12 protein-coding genes are annotated in these 14,244 nt (G+C 71.0%); 2 read left to right on the forward strand and 10 right to left on the reverse strand.

The annotated features are described in order from the left end of the window. Nucleotides 1–18: 18 nt before the first annotated feature. From ACIBEF_RS18315 to ACIBEF_RS18325, 3 genes are read right to left on the reverse strand one after another with little or no spacing between them, the layout of a single operon-like run. A complete protein-coding gene (locus tag ACIBEF_RS18315; protein ID WP_396794436.1) occupies nt 19–1,722 on the reverse strand; it encodes a DUF4153 domain-containing protein in 1,704 nt (567 codons plus the stop codon). Beyond that, nucleotides 1,719–2,792, reverse strand: a complete 1,074-nt coding sequence (locus ACIBEF_RS18320; RefSeq protein WP_396794437.1) for a sensor histidine kinase — start codon at nt 2,790–2,792, stop codon at nt 1,719–1,721. Before ACIBEF_RS18320 ends, ACIBEF_RS18315 begins: the two co-directional genes overlap by 4 nt. After that, nucleotides 2,789–3,469 (reverse strand): response regulator transcription factor, encoded by a 681-nt coding sequence (locus ACIBEF_RS18325; protein ID WP_124861938.1) that lies wholly within the window; start codon nt 3,467–3,469, stop codon nt 2,789–2,791. The genes ACIBEF_RS18320 and ACIBEF_RS18325 overlap by 4 nt, the downstream gene beginning before the upstream one ends. 181 nt (nt 3,470–3,650) lie before the next feature. Between ACIBEF_RS18325 and ACIBEF_RS18330 the strand changes: the two genes are divergently transcribed. Then, entirely contained in the window at nt 3,651–4,295 is a 645-nt protein-coding gene (locus ACIBEF_RS18330) for a hypothetical protein (protein WP_396794438.1), read from the forward strand. On the opposite strand, the gene ACIBEF_RS18335 is transcribed toward ACIBEF_RS18330, so the two are convergent. The 5 genes from ACIBEF_RS18335 to ACIBEF_RS18355 form a co-directional block, all read right to left on the reverse strand. After that, nucleotides 4,195–4,857 carry a DUF5701 family protein gene (locus ACIBEF_RS18335; RefSeq protein ID WP_396794439.1) on the reverse strand — a complete coding sequence of 221 codons (663 nt, stop codon included), beginning with the start codon at nt 4,855–4,857 and terminating at the stop codon, nt 4,195–4,197. The genes ACIBEF_RS18330 and ACIBEF_RS18335 overlap by 101 nt on opposite strands. Before the next feature lie 66 nt (nt 4,858–4,923). Continuing rightward, nucleotides 4,924–5,712 (reverse strand): LytR/AlgR family response regulator transcription factor, encoded by a 789-nt coding sequence (locus tag ACIBEF_RS18340; protein WP_396794440.1) that lies wholly within the window; start codon nt 5,710–5,712, stop codon nt 4,924–4,926. Next, nucleotides 5,709–6,935, reverse strand: coding sequence for a sensor histidine kinase (locus ACIBEF_RS18345; protein ID WP_396794441.1), 1,227 nt, complete (start codon nt 6,933–6,935; stop codon nt 5,709–5,711). Before ACIBEF_RS18345 ends, ACIBEF_RS18340 begins: the two co-directional genes overlap by 4 nt. A 39-nt stretch (nt 6,936–6,974) precedes the next feature. After that, nucleotides 6,975–8,546, reverse strand: coding sequence for a sugar transferase (locus ACIBEF_RS18350; protein ID WP_186718385.1), 1,572 nt, complete (start codon nt 8,544–8,546; stop codon nt 6,975–6,977). A 264-nt stretch (nt 8,547–8,810) separates the two neighbouring features. Then, nucleotides 8,811–9,671 carry a DNA-formamidopyrimidine glycosylase family protein gene (locus ACIBEF_RS18355; RefSeq protein ID WP_357193660.1) on the reverse strand — a complete coding sequence of 287 codons (861 nt, stop codon included), beginning with the start codon at nt 9,669–9,671 and terminating at the stop codon, nt 8,811–8,813. Between the two features lie 80 nt (nt 9,672–9,751). Between ACIBEF_RS18355 and ACIBEF_RS18360 the strand changes: the two genes are divergently transcribed. After that, on the forward strand, nt 9,752–11,026 hold the full coding sequence (locus tag ACIBEF_RS18360; protein ID WP_396794442.1) for a glycosyltransferase: 1,275 nt from the start codon (nt 9,752–9,754) through the stop codon (nt 11,024–11,026). Here the strand turns inward: ACIBEF_RS18360 and ACIBEF_RS18365 are convergent. Both ACIBEF_RS18365 and ACIBEF_RS18370 read right to left on the reverse strand, forming a co-directional pair. Next, complete coding sequence (locus ACIBEF_RS18365; RefSeq protein WP_396794443.1) at nt 11,020–11,880, reverse strand: tetratricopeptide repeat protein; 861 nt, start codon at nt 11,878–11,880, stop codon at nt 11,020–11,022. The two genes, ACIBEF_RS18360 and ACIBEF_RS18365, sit on opposite strands and share 7 nt — an antisense overlap. Before the next feature lie 97 nt (nt 11,881–11,977). Continuing rightward, nucleotides 11,978–14,236 (reverse strand): CHAT domain-containing protein, encoded by a 2,259-nt coding sequence (locus ACIBEF_RS18370; protein WP_396794444.1) that lies wholly within the window; start codon nt 14,234–14,236, stop codon nt 11,978–11,980. Nucleotides 14,237–14,244 lie beyond the last annotated feature (8 nt).

Genomic DNA, 14,244 nt, shown 5'->3' on the forward strand with positions numbered 1-14,244 from the left:
ATTGTCAAGCGTTCGTGCTCACCAGCGTTGCAACCCGAGGCAGTCGGTCACGCTGGCGCTCACCGGCTTCGTGTCGAGAACCCGCCGGGCGCGTTCCCTGCCGAGGTTCGTCGCCCAGAAGCCGTCCCGGGGCAGCTCGACGGCGATCTGCCCCAGCGCGCAGGACCGCATCGGCTCGGGCAGCCGGTCCAGGGCCGGTACGGCGTCCGCCGACAGCCCGGACAGGTAGCTGACGTCCAACCGGCCGGTCTCCAGGTACCGGTCGACGTTCCGCTCGGCGATCAGGCGATCCGGGTTGAGCAGGGCCAACCCGAGCAGCGTCAGCACGGCGGTGCCGACCACCAGCCGGGGGAGCCATTCGGCCCGCAACCGCGCCACGGCAACCCCGACCAGGACGAAGAGCAGCCCGAGCCAGATTTCGACTGTCGACACGACGAGCCGCAGCCGGGTGGCACCGTACGCGTCGGCGTAGACCTGCATCCGGTAGAGCGCCGAGGCGACGATCACCAGGCTGAGCGCGGTGAGCGTGCCGAGCAGTACGCGGACCAGCAGCCGGTCCCCCCGGGTGGCCTTCGGCGCTCGGCGGGCGGCGATAGCGATCACCAGCAGGGTGAGTGCGGTGACGGCGAGCAGTTGCCAGAACCCACCGCGGGCGTACTCGGCGTAGGTGAGCCCGGCCGTCCGCAGCACGTGTCCCGCCCCGCCGAACAACACCGTCAGCTGGACCAGCACGAACGCGGCGAAGAGTGCGTCGAGCAACACCAGCGGGAGGGTCCACTCCAGCCGGTGGGCCGGCCGTGACGACACCGGTCGCAGACCCTCCAGGTCGGGTGGGCGGGTGACCAGGTACGCCCCGCCGAGCAGACCACCGCCGATCAGGATCAGCCGTAGCAACCAGCCGATCACACCGGCCGGCGCGATGTCCGGCAGCAGACCGCCGACCAGGTTGGCGAAGACCGCGTCGGCGGAGGAGAAGAGCAACCCGAACAGCGTCAGCAGGACGGCGGACACCGCCAGGCTGGTCACGATGCGTCCGAACCCGATCCCCGGAACCGCCGAGGGGTTGGCGCGCACTCCGCGTACCGCCCAGGGGAGCGCCCGTACCGTCGCAGCGGGTGGCAGGGTCGCGGCGACCAGCATTCCCAGTGGGCTTCGGCCGCCGGTCACCGCCAGCGTCCCGGTCCCCACCGCTGCGATCAGGCAGAGCGCGAAGAGCCAACCGGCGGCCCGGAACGTGCCGACGGCGATCACCGCGACCGTCGCGGCAGCCCAGGCGGCCTGTGCCACCCGCCCCGGTGCCCCCGTGGCACCGGGACGGGCGGGTTCGGTGCCGGCTGCGGTGCCTGGCTCGGTTGGCTCGGTGGGGGTTGCGACCGGGGAGGACGTCCCGGACCTGACGACGGCGGCGGTGCCGAGGGCGGCCGTGCCGGCCAACGCGGCGACCAGCCAGCCGAGGCCCGGACGAACCATCGTGAGTACCGAGGCCCCGACGACCGCCGCCGCCGCCGACGCCACCAGCACCATCGGACCCGCGTCGCCTGATGGTCCCGGCCAGCGCCGCGCGATCGCCGATGGTGGCCGGGGCGGGAACGGCGTGGCCGGAGCTGCCTGGGGGCGACCGTGCATCGGCGGTGCGGCCGGACCGGGCCTGACGGTCGGGGCGACCTGCGCCGGCCCGGTCGGCCCGGTGGCCTGGAGAGGGGTGCTGCCGGGGCTGGTCATGCTGCCTCTTCTCGGTATGGCCCGTCACACGGGATGGTGACCTGGATGCGGCAGCCGGGCCGGCCGCCCCGGTCCGGTCCGGCGGGATCGAGGACACCGATCCGACCGCCGTGCAGTTCGACGACCCAGCGGGCGATGGCCAGGCCGAGCCCGGTCCCGCCGCCGGCCGACCGGTCGCCGCGGGTGAACCGCTCGAACACCCGGGAACGCTCCGCCGGTGGAATGCCCTGGCCCTCGTCGCTCACCTCGAAGCGGAGCTGGTCGCCGTGTTCCTCGGCGCACACCCGTACCGTGCCGCCGGGTGGGCTGTGTCGGGCCGCGTTGTCGAGGAGGTTCGCGAAGACCTGGTGCAGCCGCCACGGGTCCGCGTGGACCGTCAGCGGTGTCGGCAGGTCCCGGAGCTCGAAGCGCACGTCCAGACCGGCACCGGAGGCGCTGGCGGTGGCATGATCCACCGCCTCGTCGAGGAAGTCCCACACGTCGATGCGTACTCGCCGCAGCGGCACCACCCCGGCGTCGAGTCGGGACAGGTCGAGCAGGTCCGCGACGAGGTGCCCGAGCCGTTCGGTCTGGGCCAACGCCGAACGCAGCGCGGCCGGTTCGGGGTCGGCGACCCCGTCCACCATGTTCTCCAGCACGCCCTGCAACGCGGTGATCGGCGTACGCAGCTCGTGCGAGACGTTCGCGATCAGCTCGCGTCGTCGCTGGTCGGAGGCGTGCAGGTCCTCGGCCATCTTGTTGAACGCCTGGGCCAGCTCCCCGACCTCGTCGCGGGAGGTGGCGCGCACCCGACGCGTGTAGTCGCCGCGGGCCATCGCCCCGGCGGCCGCCGTCATCTCGCGCAGCGGCGACGTCATCCCGTGGGCGAGCACCTGCGAGGTCACCAGCGCGATGCAGATGCTGGTGACCGCCGTGCCGGGCGGGAGCCAACCGATGCCGTACCAGAAGTAACCGATGGCGACAGCCCAGGACGCGACCAGCAGGACGCCGAGCTTCATCTTGATCGAACGGACGGGATCCAGTGGACGCGGTAGCACCCGTTCCAGCCAGTTGAACGCGCGGCCGATCACGCGGGCATCTCCAGGGCGTACCCGACGCCGTGGACGGTCCGGATCAGGTCGGCGCCGAGCTTGCGGCGCAGAGCCTTGATGTGGCTGTCCACGGTGCGGGTGCCGCTCCCGTCGACCCATCCCCAGACGTCGGCGAGCAGCCGTTCCCGGGGGAGCACCGTGCGGGGTCGTCCCGCGAGGTGGACCAGCAGGTCGAATTCGGTAGGGGTGAGGTGCACGTCCGCCCCGGCCCGGCGGACCCGTCGTTCGGCCTGGTTGATCTCGATGTCGCCGAGGCGGATGGCCGGCGGCGCGGGAGTGGCGGCGGCCCGCTCCATCCGACGCAGCAGGACATGCACCCGGGCGGTGAGTTCCCGCATGGAGAACGGCTTGGTGAGGTAGTCGTCCGCGCCGACCGCCAGCCCCACGAGCAGGTCAGTCTCGTCGTCCCGGGCGGTGAGCATCAGCACCGGCACCGGCCGGTCGGCCTGGATCCGGCGGCACACTTCCAGTCCGTCGAAGCCCGGCAGCATCACGTCGAGGACGACGAGATCCGGCTGTCCGGCGTGGAACTGCGCGACCGCGCTGGGCCCGTCCGCCGCGATCTCCACCGTGAATCCCTCGGCCCTCAGTCGGGCGGCGATGGACTCGGCGATGGTCCGTTCGTCCTCGACCACCAGTACCCGGCGTTCGTTCATGGGTCCTGACTGTAGGGAGCGGCCGTGGAGATCAGTGGGTTGCGTTGTGAACAACCTGTGGAGAACGGCTCACGCCTGTGGATAACTCGGGAGGCCATGCCGGTTGGCGTGCGGTGATCCCGCAGGCTCGGTGTGGACGACCTCCACCCGGAACCCTTTCTCCCGCCCAGGAGTGGGATAGATGAGAGAGGGGGTGACGGTGTCCGACAGTGATGTGATCTCCGAGCTGTACGGCAGTTGTTTTCGGCGCCTGGTGGTCCAGCTCTATGCGATGACCGGAGACCTGAACGCGGCCCAGGAGGCGGTTCAGGAGGCGTACCTGTTGATCGCGCCGCCACCACCGCCCGGTGCCGGGCCGATGGAGGTCGAGGGCACGTCGCAGTTGCTACGTACCACGGACGGTGGCCGAACCTGGGCGGACAAGGGCACCGACCTGCCCAACTCGTTGGAGACCCGGTTCCTCGTCGTCGGTTCGGACGGGACCCTGCTGCTCGTCGAGGCGGGGAACATGGAGCCCTCCGGCAACAGGTCCACAGCCATGATCGGCCTGGATGGCGGGCGACACTTCAAGAAGATCCGTGAGTACGACCGACGCGACGGGGGCGTCGGTGCCGCGCCCGGGTACGCCTGGCTCTACGGCCGGGACGACATGACGACTGGCGGTGCGGACCACGCGCAGTTGACCGCCGACGGCACGTCCTGGACGCGCCTACCGCTCACGGTGGTCAGTCCAGGCCGACGCGCTCCGGTCGCGCCGAGGCGGAGCCGAGCCAGGTGTGCGGGTTGCCGTACCAGCACCAGCCGAGCTTGGGTGCGCCCTGGCTGATCCACAGCGCCGGCACCCGCTTGTCGCCGCAGCGGGAGCCGACCAGCGAGAAGCACCGGTTGCTCGCCAACGAGGCCGGGTGCAGTGTGATGAAGGCGAGCCCCTCGTCGATGCTCAGCGGCAACCGGCCCTGAGCGGTGATCCCCTCCATGGCCGTGGCCGGGGCCAGATTGCGGAACTCCTCGCCCCGGTCGACGTCGAAGAGCAGGTACGCCGGACCGGCCGGCACCTCCAACTCCTTGATCGGGTCGAAGCGGGACAGGTCGTCCTCGGCGTAGTTCCGGTCGATGACGCCGGGCTTGCGCTTGCCGGCCACTGTGGTGAGCCCCACCCGTTCCGGCACACCGATCAGGTCCCGGGTGATGACCAGCAGGAACGGCACCCGGGCGTCGGTAGGGGCGGGCAGCGCGGCGGCCCTCTCGACCGCAGTGGCCCGCAGTGGCGCGACCAGGTCGCGGAAGGCGCTCTCGGTCAGCCCGGCGAGGGCGGGGTAACCGAGCTGCACCAGTCGGTCGAGTTGGCTGTCGAACTCGGATGCGGCGTCGAACGGGGTCTCGGTCACGGCAGGCCTCCCGGAAGTCGTACGGACTAGCGTACAACGTACGGTAGGGCTCCTGTCATTCCCGGCTCAGCGACTCCAATCCTGCTTCGCGGCCCTGACCAGCTTGTCCTTCAGCTCCCGGGTGTGCCGCCGGCTCACCGGCAGCTCGGTCGAGTCGATCACCACCACGTAGCCGGAGTTGACCAACCGCAACTCCGCGATCAACTTCAACTGCACCAGGTACGACCGGTGCACCCGCACGAAGCCGGCATCGGCCCAGCGTTCCGCGAGCGTGGCCAGCGACACCCGCACCAGGTGCGACCCCTCAGCGGTGTGCAACCGGGCGTAGTCACCCTGCGCCTCCACCCAGCGCACCGCCGAGCGGGGCAGCATCCGGGTGGTGCCGGCCAGCTCGATGGGGATGGTCGGGTCCTCCTCCGCGCGGGCCAGCGCCGCCGGGTGCGACGGCACCACCCGTGAGCCGATCACCCGGCGCAGTGACTCGGCCAGCCGATCGGCGCGTACCGGTTTCCGCACGTAGTCGGTGGCGCCCAGATCGAAGGCGTCCACCGCGCCGTCGTCGTACGCAGTGACGAACACGATCGCCGGTGGCCGGGCGAACCGGCGCAGCACCCGCGCCAGCTCCATCCCGTCCAGGCCCGGCATCCGGATGTCCAGGAAGACCACGTCCACGTCACCGTCACGCAGCAACCGCAGCGCCTCGGTGGCATCCCCGGCCGTGTGCAGGCGGGCCACCCGGGGGTCGGCCCGCAGGTGGTACGCCAGCTCGTCGAGCGCGGGCGGCTCGTCGTCCACGGCGAGGACGCGCAGGAAACCGGTCGCGTTAACCGCCCCCGTCCCGGTCCGCTCGCTCACGACCCTGCCCGTACGCCCGGGTGGAACTTCGGCACCCGCATGCTCACCTTCGTACCCGAGCCCAACCCGGTCTCCACGACCAGGCCGAACCGGTCCCCGAAGACCGAGCGCAACCGCTCGTCAACGTTGGAGAGGCCGACGTGCTGGCCCGTGTCCTCACCGGGGTCGCCGGTGCCGTGGGCCAGCTCGGCGATGCCGGCGGTCAGCGTGGTCGGATCCATTCCCACTCCGTCGTCCTCCACCGTGATGTGGCATTCGGCTCCCGCGTCCCGGGCCTCGATGCTCACCATGCCCGTGCCCGGCTTGCGGGACAACCCGTGGCGAACCGCGTTCTCCACCAGCGGCTGGAGGCAGAGGAACGGCAACGTCACCGGCAGCACCTCCGGGGCGATCTGCAACCGCACCTGCAACCGGTCGCCGAACCGGGCCCGCTCGATGGTCAGGTAGCGGTCGATCGACCGCAGCTCCTCGGCCAGCGTGGTGAACTCCCCGTGCGCCCGGAACGAGTACCTGGTGAACTCCGCGAACTCCAGGATCAGCTCCCGGGCCCGCTCCGGGTCGGTGCGGACGAACGAGCCGATGGCGGTCAGCGCGTTGTAGATGAAGTGCGGGCTGATCTGCGCCCGCAACGCACGGATCTCGGCGCGGGCCAGCCGCTCCCGCGACGAGTCCAGCTCGGCCAGGGCGAGTTGGTTGCCGGCCCAGTGCGCCGTCTCCAGGGTGGCCTGCACCAACCCCGGAGGTGGCGGGCTGTCCGCGACCGCCACCAGCGCGCCCACCACCCGGCCGTCGGCTCCCAGCAACGGTGCGACCACCGCCCCGCGGACCGGGCAGTCGACCCGGTCGCAGTGCAGTTCCTGCTCACCCAGCACCGTCGAGCGCCCGCTGCCCACAGTCCGCTGGGCCGCCGCGAGCAGTTGCTCCCCGTGGTGCGTGCCGCGCCCGTCGAGGGCGAGCAGCCGGTCGGCGTCGGCGAGCGCCAGCCCGACCGCGCCCACCAACGCCCGCAGATGCCGTACGGCCTTCGCCGCGTCCGCCTCGCTCAACCCCGCCCGCAGCGGCTCGGCGGCCAGGCCGGCGGTGTGCAGCACCTCGTAGGTGGCCCGCTGGGTGGCGGTGGCGATGCCACGGCGGGCTCGCAGCCGCAGCACCGCCAGCAGGGCCGCGGTCAGCGCGGTGACGAGTGAGACGACGCCGACCACGGCGGAGAGGTTGGCAGCCACGCAGCGATCCTCGCCCCTGCGAGCCTGCGCGCCAACCCTCTAGTACGCGCCCTTGCGGGCGAGCACCACCCCGACGGTGCGCCACAGGATGCTCAGGTCGTACGCGAGCGACCAGTTGTCGACGTAGTAGAGGTCCAGTCGGACCGACTCGTCCCAGGACAGGTCGGAGCGGCCGGAGACCTGCCACAGCCCGGTCATGCCGGGGCGGACCAGCAGTCGGCGCCGCACGTCACCCAGGAAGTCACCGTCGTCGGCCGGTAGCGGGCGGGGCCCGACCAGCGACATCTCGCCCCACAGCACGTTGATCAGCTGCGGCAGCTCGTCCAGCGACGTGGCCCGCAGGAAGCGGCCGACCGGGAAGACCCGAGGGTCCTCCTTCATCTTGAACAGCATGCCGTCGGTCTCGTTCCGATCGACCAGGCTCGCCAGCCGGTCCTCGGCGTTGACGTACATGGTCCGGAACTTCCACACCCGGAACGTGCGCCCCTCGTGCCCCACCCGGGGCTGGCGGAAGAAGACCGGCCCGGGGTCGGAGATCCGGATCGCCACGGCGATGGCCAGGAAGAGCGGGATCAGCAGCAGCAGGCCGAGGCCGGCGGCGACCCGGTCCATCAGGTTCTTGGCCAGCAGCGCCGGCCCGGAGAGGGTCGGCTCCTCGACGTGCAGCAGCGGCAGACCCTCGATCGGCCGGATGTGCACCCGGGGGCCGGCGATGTCGGTGAGCTGCGGGGCGACCACCAGGTCGACACCGGAGCCCTCCAACTGCCAGGCCAGCCGGCGCAACTCGCCCGGCTCGGCGCTGGCCGACCCGCAGACGGCGATGGTGTCCCCACCGACCTCACGGACCAGGGCCAGGACGTCGCGTCCGGCGTACACCGGAACCGGGGTCGGCATGCCTCTGGCCGCCGCGTACCCGTCGGTGATGTGGATGGCGACGGGCATCAGCCCGGCGGCCGGGCTGCGGGTGACCGCCGCGTAGACCTCCAGGCACTCGGGCAGGGTGCCGACCAGCACCATCCGGTGGGCGGCCTGGCCGGCCCGCCGCCGGATGTAGTGCAGCGCCCACCGGGCGACGAAACGGCCCCACAGGATCAGCAGCGTCGCGCCGACCAGCGCCGTGCCCACGGTGAACCGGGAGAGCTGGGTGACCGTGGAGAAGGCGAGGAAGGAGACGCTCGCGGCCACCGTCACCGATGCCCGGATCACCCGTTTGAACTCGTCCGGGCCGAGCCCCAGATAGCGCCGGTCGTAGGCCCGGTTGCTCCAGAGGATGACCACCCAGCCGAGTGGGAGCAGCAGGTAGGAGACGGTGTGGAACCACGTCGGGTCCTGCTGGGTCCCGGAGAACCCGGAGGCGGCCTGGTCGAAGAGCTGGATCGCGATCCAGCTGGCGAACGCCGCCGCGCCGAAGTCGAGCAGCAGCAGGATCGCGATGTAGGGGCGGTGCCAGCGGGAGACACGGCGTCGCGCCCTCGTCCACGCCGACCGAGGGACGCCGTTGTGGGACGGCGGCGTCGGCGGCTGGATCTCGAAGCTGTCGACGTGCCGCACGAGTCTGCTCCGGCCTTCGTTGGTTACCGGGCGCTGGAGGCTTGCCGTCACCTCACCCATGTCCTCCCGCATGACACGGGCCGCTCACTCGGCGTGAGGGCCCGGGTCGCCCACCGTCCCAGTCTCCCACGCGGGCTCCGACCGGTCGTCGCCCCGAAGGAGATTGGCGACCGCCGGTGCTGGCGGGATCTGGCCGGCTCCGCACCATTTCAGAAGCCGGGGACCGGGCCACTATACCGATGGATGCGCGTGTGGCGAGAAGGGCGGACCGGAGCTTCCGCTCAACGAGGAAGATTCCACTCCGTAGGCCTGAAGTGCAATTACTCACCGTACGAGACGAGACAACCGACGGTCAGCCAGCGGCTTGCCGCCGGTCTGGCAGGTCGGGCAGTACTGGAGGCTGGAGTCGGCGAACGACACCTCGCGCACGGTGTCCCCGCAGACCGGGCAGGGCAGACCGGTGCGGGCGTGCACCTTCAGCCCGGAGCGCTTCTCGCCCTTCAGCTCCGCGGCCCGCTGACCGAGGGACCGCTCGACAGCGTCGCCGAGAACCTGTCGGGTGGCGGCGTGCAGGGTGGCGAGTTGGGCGTCGGTGAGCCGATCGGTGATCGCGAACGGGGACAGCTTCGCGGCGTGCAAAATCTCGTCGGAGTACGCGTTACCCACCCCGGACAGCACCGACTGGTCGGTCAGCACCCCCTTGACCTGCCCCCGCCTGCTCCGCAGCCGCTCGGCGAAGAGGGGCAGATCCGCGGCGAGCGCGTCCGGGCCCAGCTTGGCCACCCCGGGGACCGTCGCGAGGTCGGTGACCAGATACGCGGCCAGCTTCTTCTGGGTGCCGGCCTCGGTGAGGTCGAAGCCGGAACCGTCGTCCAGGCGTACCCGCACCGCGATCGGGCCTTTGCCCGGACGGAGCGGCGTGGTGGCGGGGAACGCCTCCCGGTAGTGCAGCCAGCCCGCTCGCGCCAAATGCACCACCAGGTGCAGGCCGCCCTCGAACAGGACATCGAGGAACTTTCCGTGCCGACTGGCGTCGACCACCGCCCGGCCGGCGACCTCGGTGGGTGCCGGCTCGTACGTCTTCAGGGCGCTGATCGCGGCGATCTCCAACCGATCGACGCGCCGCCCCACCGCGCGCTGACGCAGGTAACCCGCGAGCGCCTCAACCTCCGGTAGTTCGGGCACGACACAACGGTAGCCTTCTTTCCCGTGAGCGTGAGGAATGAGCTTGCGAGTCCCGCAATCGCGAACGAGAGGCAAGCTCCGTGAGAATCGTGGTGGCACACAACCGGTACCGGGAAGCCCAGCCCTCCGGTGAGAACACGATCGTCGACTCGGAGATCGCCCAGCTCACCGCCGCTGGCGTCGAGGTGCTGCCCTTCATCCGCAGTTCGGACGAGATCCCGTCGATGTCGAAGTCGGCGAAGGCCCTGCTGCCGATCTCGCCGATCTGGGCGCCCCGCGCCCAGCACGACCTGAGCCGCCTGCTCACCGAGCACCGACCGGACGTTCTGCACCTGCACAACCCGTACCCCCTGATCTCGCCCTGGGTGGTGCGGACCGCGCACCGGCACGGCGTGCCGGTGGTGCAGACGGTGCACAACTACCGGCAGGTCTGCTCGTCGGGGATCTACTTCCGCGACGGCGTGATCTGCCAGGACTGCAAGGGTCGGGCGTTGGGCGTGCCCGCGATCAAGCACCGCTGCTACCGCGACTCGGCGGTGCAGAGCGCGCTGATGGCGACCACCCTGGCCGTGCACCGGGGCACCTGGCGCTCGGTGGACCGGTACATCGCGCTCACCTCGGCCATCGCCGATCACCTCCGCGACTACGGCATTCCGGACGAACGCATCGTGGTGAAGCCGAACTCCGTCCCCGACCCGGGTCGGCCGGCGCCGCTGGGCGACGGGTTCCTCTACATGGCCCGACTCTCTCCGGAGAAGGGCGTCGACCTGCTGCTGGACGCCTGGCGCCGGCACCCGGTGGGTTCGCTGGGCACGCTGCGGGTGGCCGGCGACGGCGAGCTGCGCCCGCTCGTGGAGGCAGCCGCCGCCGAGCGACCCGACGTGGTCTACCTCGGTCAGCTCGACCGGGCCGGCGTGCAGGCGGCGGTAGAGGCGAGCGCTGTGGTGATCGCCGCCGCGATGTGGCACGACGTGCTGCCCACCGTGATCATCGAGGCGTTGGCGAGCGGCCGACCCGTGCTCGGGACGGCGTTGGGCGGCATTCCGTACCTCGTCGGTGCCGACGCCCCGCACGAGCCCGCCGGCACCGGGCCCGCCGAGATCGCCTCCGCCGTCGCCGGCCATTCCCCGCCGCCGGCAGGTCCGCCTGCGGTGCCGGCTGGCCTGGTCACCGGCAGTGCCGGCTGGGTGGTCCCACCGGAAGCGGCCGCGTTGGCCGCCGCGCTCCCGGTCGCTCGGGCCGGTGCCGCCGCGCTCTCCGCACCGGCCCGGCTGCGGTACGAGCAGACCTTCCACCCCGACGTGGTCATCAAGCGACACCTGGACATCTACGCGAGCCTGACCCGCCCTCATTGACCCCTGGTCGGGTCAACCAGGGAGCGTTGTTGGCGGAGTTGTTCGAGGAGAGCGGTGTCGGCTTCGAGGTCGGGGTGGTCGACCTGCCGGTCGAGTTCGACGACGTGTTCGAGTTCCCGGATCGCCTGGTCCAGCTCGCCATCCGCCTCGTGGACCATCGCGATGTTGAACCGGGTGACGGCCTCGCCGGCCCGGTCACCGACCTCCCGCCGGATGGGCAGGGCCTGGTGGAAGTGGTCCAGGGCCTGCTGCCGATCACCCAACCCGTGGTACACGCTGCCGATGTTGTTGAGGGTGGTGGCTTCGCCGGCCCGGTCACCGACCTCCCTCCGGATGGGCAGGGCCTGGTGGTAGTGGTCAAGTGCCCGCTGCAGGTCCCCCAATCTGTCGTACACGTGGCCGATGTTGTTGAGGGTGGCGGCTTCGCCGGCCCGGTCACCGACCTCCCGCCGGATGGGCAGGGCCTGGTGGTGGTGGTCGAGGGCCTGCTGCCGATCCCCCAACCCGTTGTATGCGCTGCCGATGTTGGTGAGGGTGGTGGCTTCGCCGGCCCGGTCACCGATTTCCCGCTGGATGGGCAGGGCCTGGTGGAAGTGGTCCAGGGCCTGCTGCCGATCCCCCAACCCGTTGTACACGCTGCCGATGTTGTTGAGGGTGGCGGCTTCGTTGCCCCGGTCGCCGGCCTGTCGGTACATGGTCAGGGCCTGCTGATAGTCCTCCAGCGCCGGCCGGGGCCGGCCGGTCGCCGACCGCGCCCAGCCACGTTGGTAGAGGGCGCGGGCATCCGGGCCGAGGGTCAGGGTCGCGGTGGCCATGGCCTCGACCGCCGCGAACCGCGAGGTACGCAGCCACACCCGACACACCCGGGCACCGACATCCCTGGCGATTATCAGGTGCTGACCGGCGACGGAAAGCCGATGCACCTCGACCCATCGGGAGAGGTCCCTCGGGTCAGTGGCCATCGGAACCGGCGGGGTCGAGGACCCAGAGTTGGTAGAGGGACTGGGCGGCGGCGGCACATGCCTCGATGTACTCGTCGTCGGTGATCAGAGGGCGGACAAGGGGGTGCAGGACGTTGGAGACGTAGTAGCGGGGCTGGCGGGTCTCGGGGTTGATGCCCTCTTCGAGCAGGCCGAGTTGGACGGCCCGCTGGATGTGCCGATCGGCATCGGCGTGTTGGTGCATTGCGTGGACGGTGGCGGCGGGTACGGGTAGTTCGACGACGTTGATCCTGGCGAGCATGCGGCGGAGTTCGAGCGGCTGGGAGTCGAGCAGGTTGTCGGCCAGTACCGTCTCGCGGCGGAACCTGTCGGTCTCGTTCTCGATGGCGGTGAGCAGGCCATCGATGTCGAGGGCGGGATCGTTGACGATCCGGTTGAGCCAGTCGAGCAGGCGGGGATTGCCCGCCGCGGCCTCGATCGCCCGGTTTCGGATGCCCGGGTCGATGGTGGATTCGGGGCGCAGGTTGACCAGATTGGCGATCTTCTTGGTCTGCTCGACGGGGCTGAGGGTCTCCAGAGCCTCGACGGCGACGGTGGTGCCGGCCGGGGTGGGGAAGCGGTAGCGGCTGGTGATGATGACGCGGCTCGGGCTGCCGGTGTCGCGGATCGCACCGAGTAGGGCGGGCAGGATCTCGGCCATCGCCGGGGCGAGCACGTGGCTGCCGTCGTCGCGGATGTCGAGGTTGCCGGTTTCGAAGTCGTCGAACACGAAGAGGCAGGGTGTCCCACCAAGGAGCCCGTCGGCGTCGAGCAGGTGCCGCAGCCGGGTCGGGAGCGAAATCTGCTCGTTGTCCAGAAGCCTGCCGGCCTCCTCGGACTGCTCACCGCTGTCGAAGCGGATCTTGGTGGCCAGCTCACGGAACTTGATGGCGTCGACCTGGCCGTACCAGACGACATGCTGGTGGGTGGGCATGCGTTCCAGGAGCCGGGAGGCGAGGCTGCTCTTGCCGAGCCCACCCATGCCGGCCAGCAGCAGGCCCTGTGCCGCGCCGGGGGTGTCGGCGGGTTGCCGGAGGGCGCGCAGACAGCGCTGGATGATCCGCCGTCGGCCGACGAACTCGGCGCGGGACGCGACCCGGGACAGTTGGGTCTGCGGGTCCAGGAACTGCCGGTCGGCGGCGCGCACCTGCGACTGTCTGCGGCCCCTGGTGTGCAGCGGCGTGACCAGGGGCGTCAGCGGGGATCGGTCGGCGTAGACCCGGAGCAGATGCCAGTAGTTGCTCTTCTTGTCGTGGAACAGGTGACGGCGAGCCTCGATGACGGCCTGGTCCAACGACCCGCCGTCAGCCAGTGCCCGGTAGAGAGCTGCGGCGAAATCGGTGGCGGAGACGTCTCCCACCGGTAGCGCCCAGCCCAGCACCGCGGGGGCGCCGGCGTCGACCAGGCTCTCGCTCATCGACGGGAAAACCCCACCCTCGGGGGCGTCAGCGGTCAGGCAGCCGGAAACGAACACCAGTCTCGGCCAGTGTCCCTGCATCGCCTGGGCGATCTGGTCGGCCGTCGCCTTGGCGCGCCCGCCGAACTCGTCCTCCACCACGAAGACCGGCTCCCCGCCGTCGGTGGTGGCGTGCCCGCTCAGATGCAGCACATCGAAATGGTCGGGCCCGTAGGCGCGGCTCAGGAACCGGAGCCCTTCCAGGGTGCCGCTCTCCTCGACCACCAGGTCGGTGCCGGTCCGTCGGGTCGCGGCCAGGATCGCCGCCTCCTCGGCCTCGAAGTTGAGCACCGGCTCGACGCCTTCGGGCGAGGCTGCCATGAACAACACCCGCAACGGCCGGTTGTTCGGCGTGACCGGGTTGGTCAGTGCGGCGTGGGTGCCGACCGCACGAACCGGCAACAGCGGTGCCCGCCCTGCCACGGTCAGGAACGTGCCCTCCCGGGCGAGCAGTTCCCAAGGCAGGTGCCGCAACCGCTCCTCGGCGGCGATCCGCAACACTGCCCCGGCAGGATGGGCCAGGATCGGGGTCAGCCACCGCTGATCGCCGTCGAGGAAATCCGCCAGCCTCGCCCCCAGCTCAGCCAGCCGGACCGCGCCGTACACCTTCTGTGCGGCGGCGTCGGTGCTGTAGTCACGCCGAACCAGCGCGACCAGCTCATCGACCGCGGCCCGGTCCAGGCTGCGGGTCTGGGGCGCCGTGCCGTCGGCGGACAGCCGCAGCTCGTAGTAGTTCGAGGTCTGCGCGAAGACCTCCAGTTCGAAGGTGCCCATCTGCCCAT

It is taken from the genome of Micromonospora sp. NPDC050795 (genome assembly GCF_044456785.1).
Lineage (GTDB): Bacteria > Actinomycetota > Actinomycetes > Mycobacteriales > Micromonosporaceae > Micromonospora.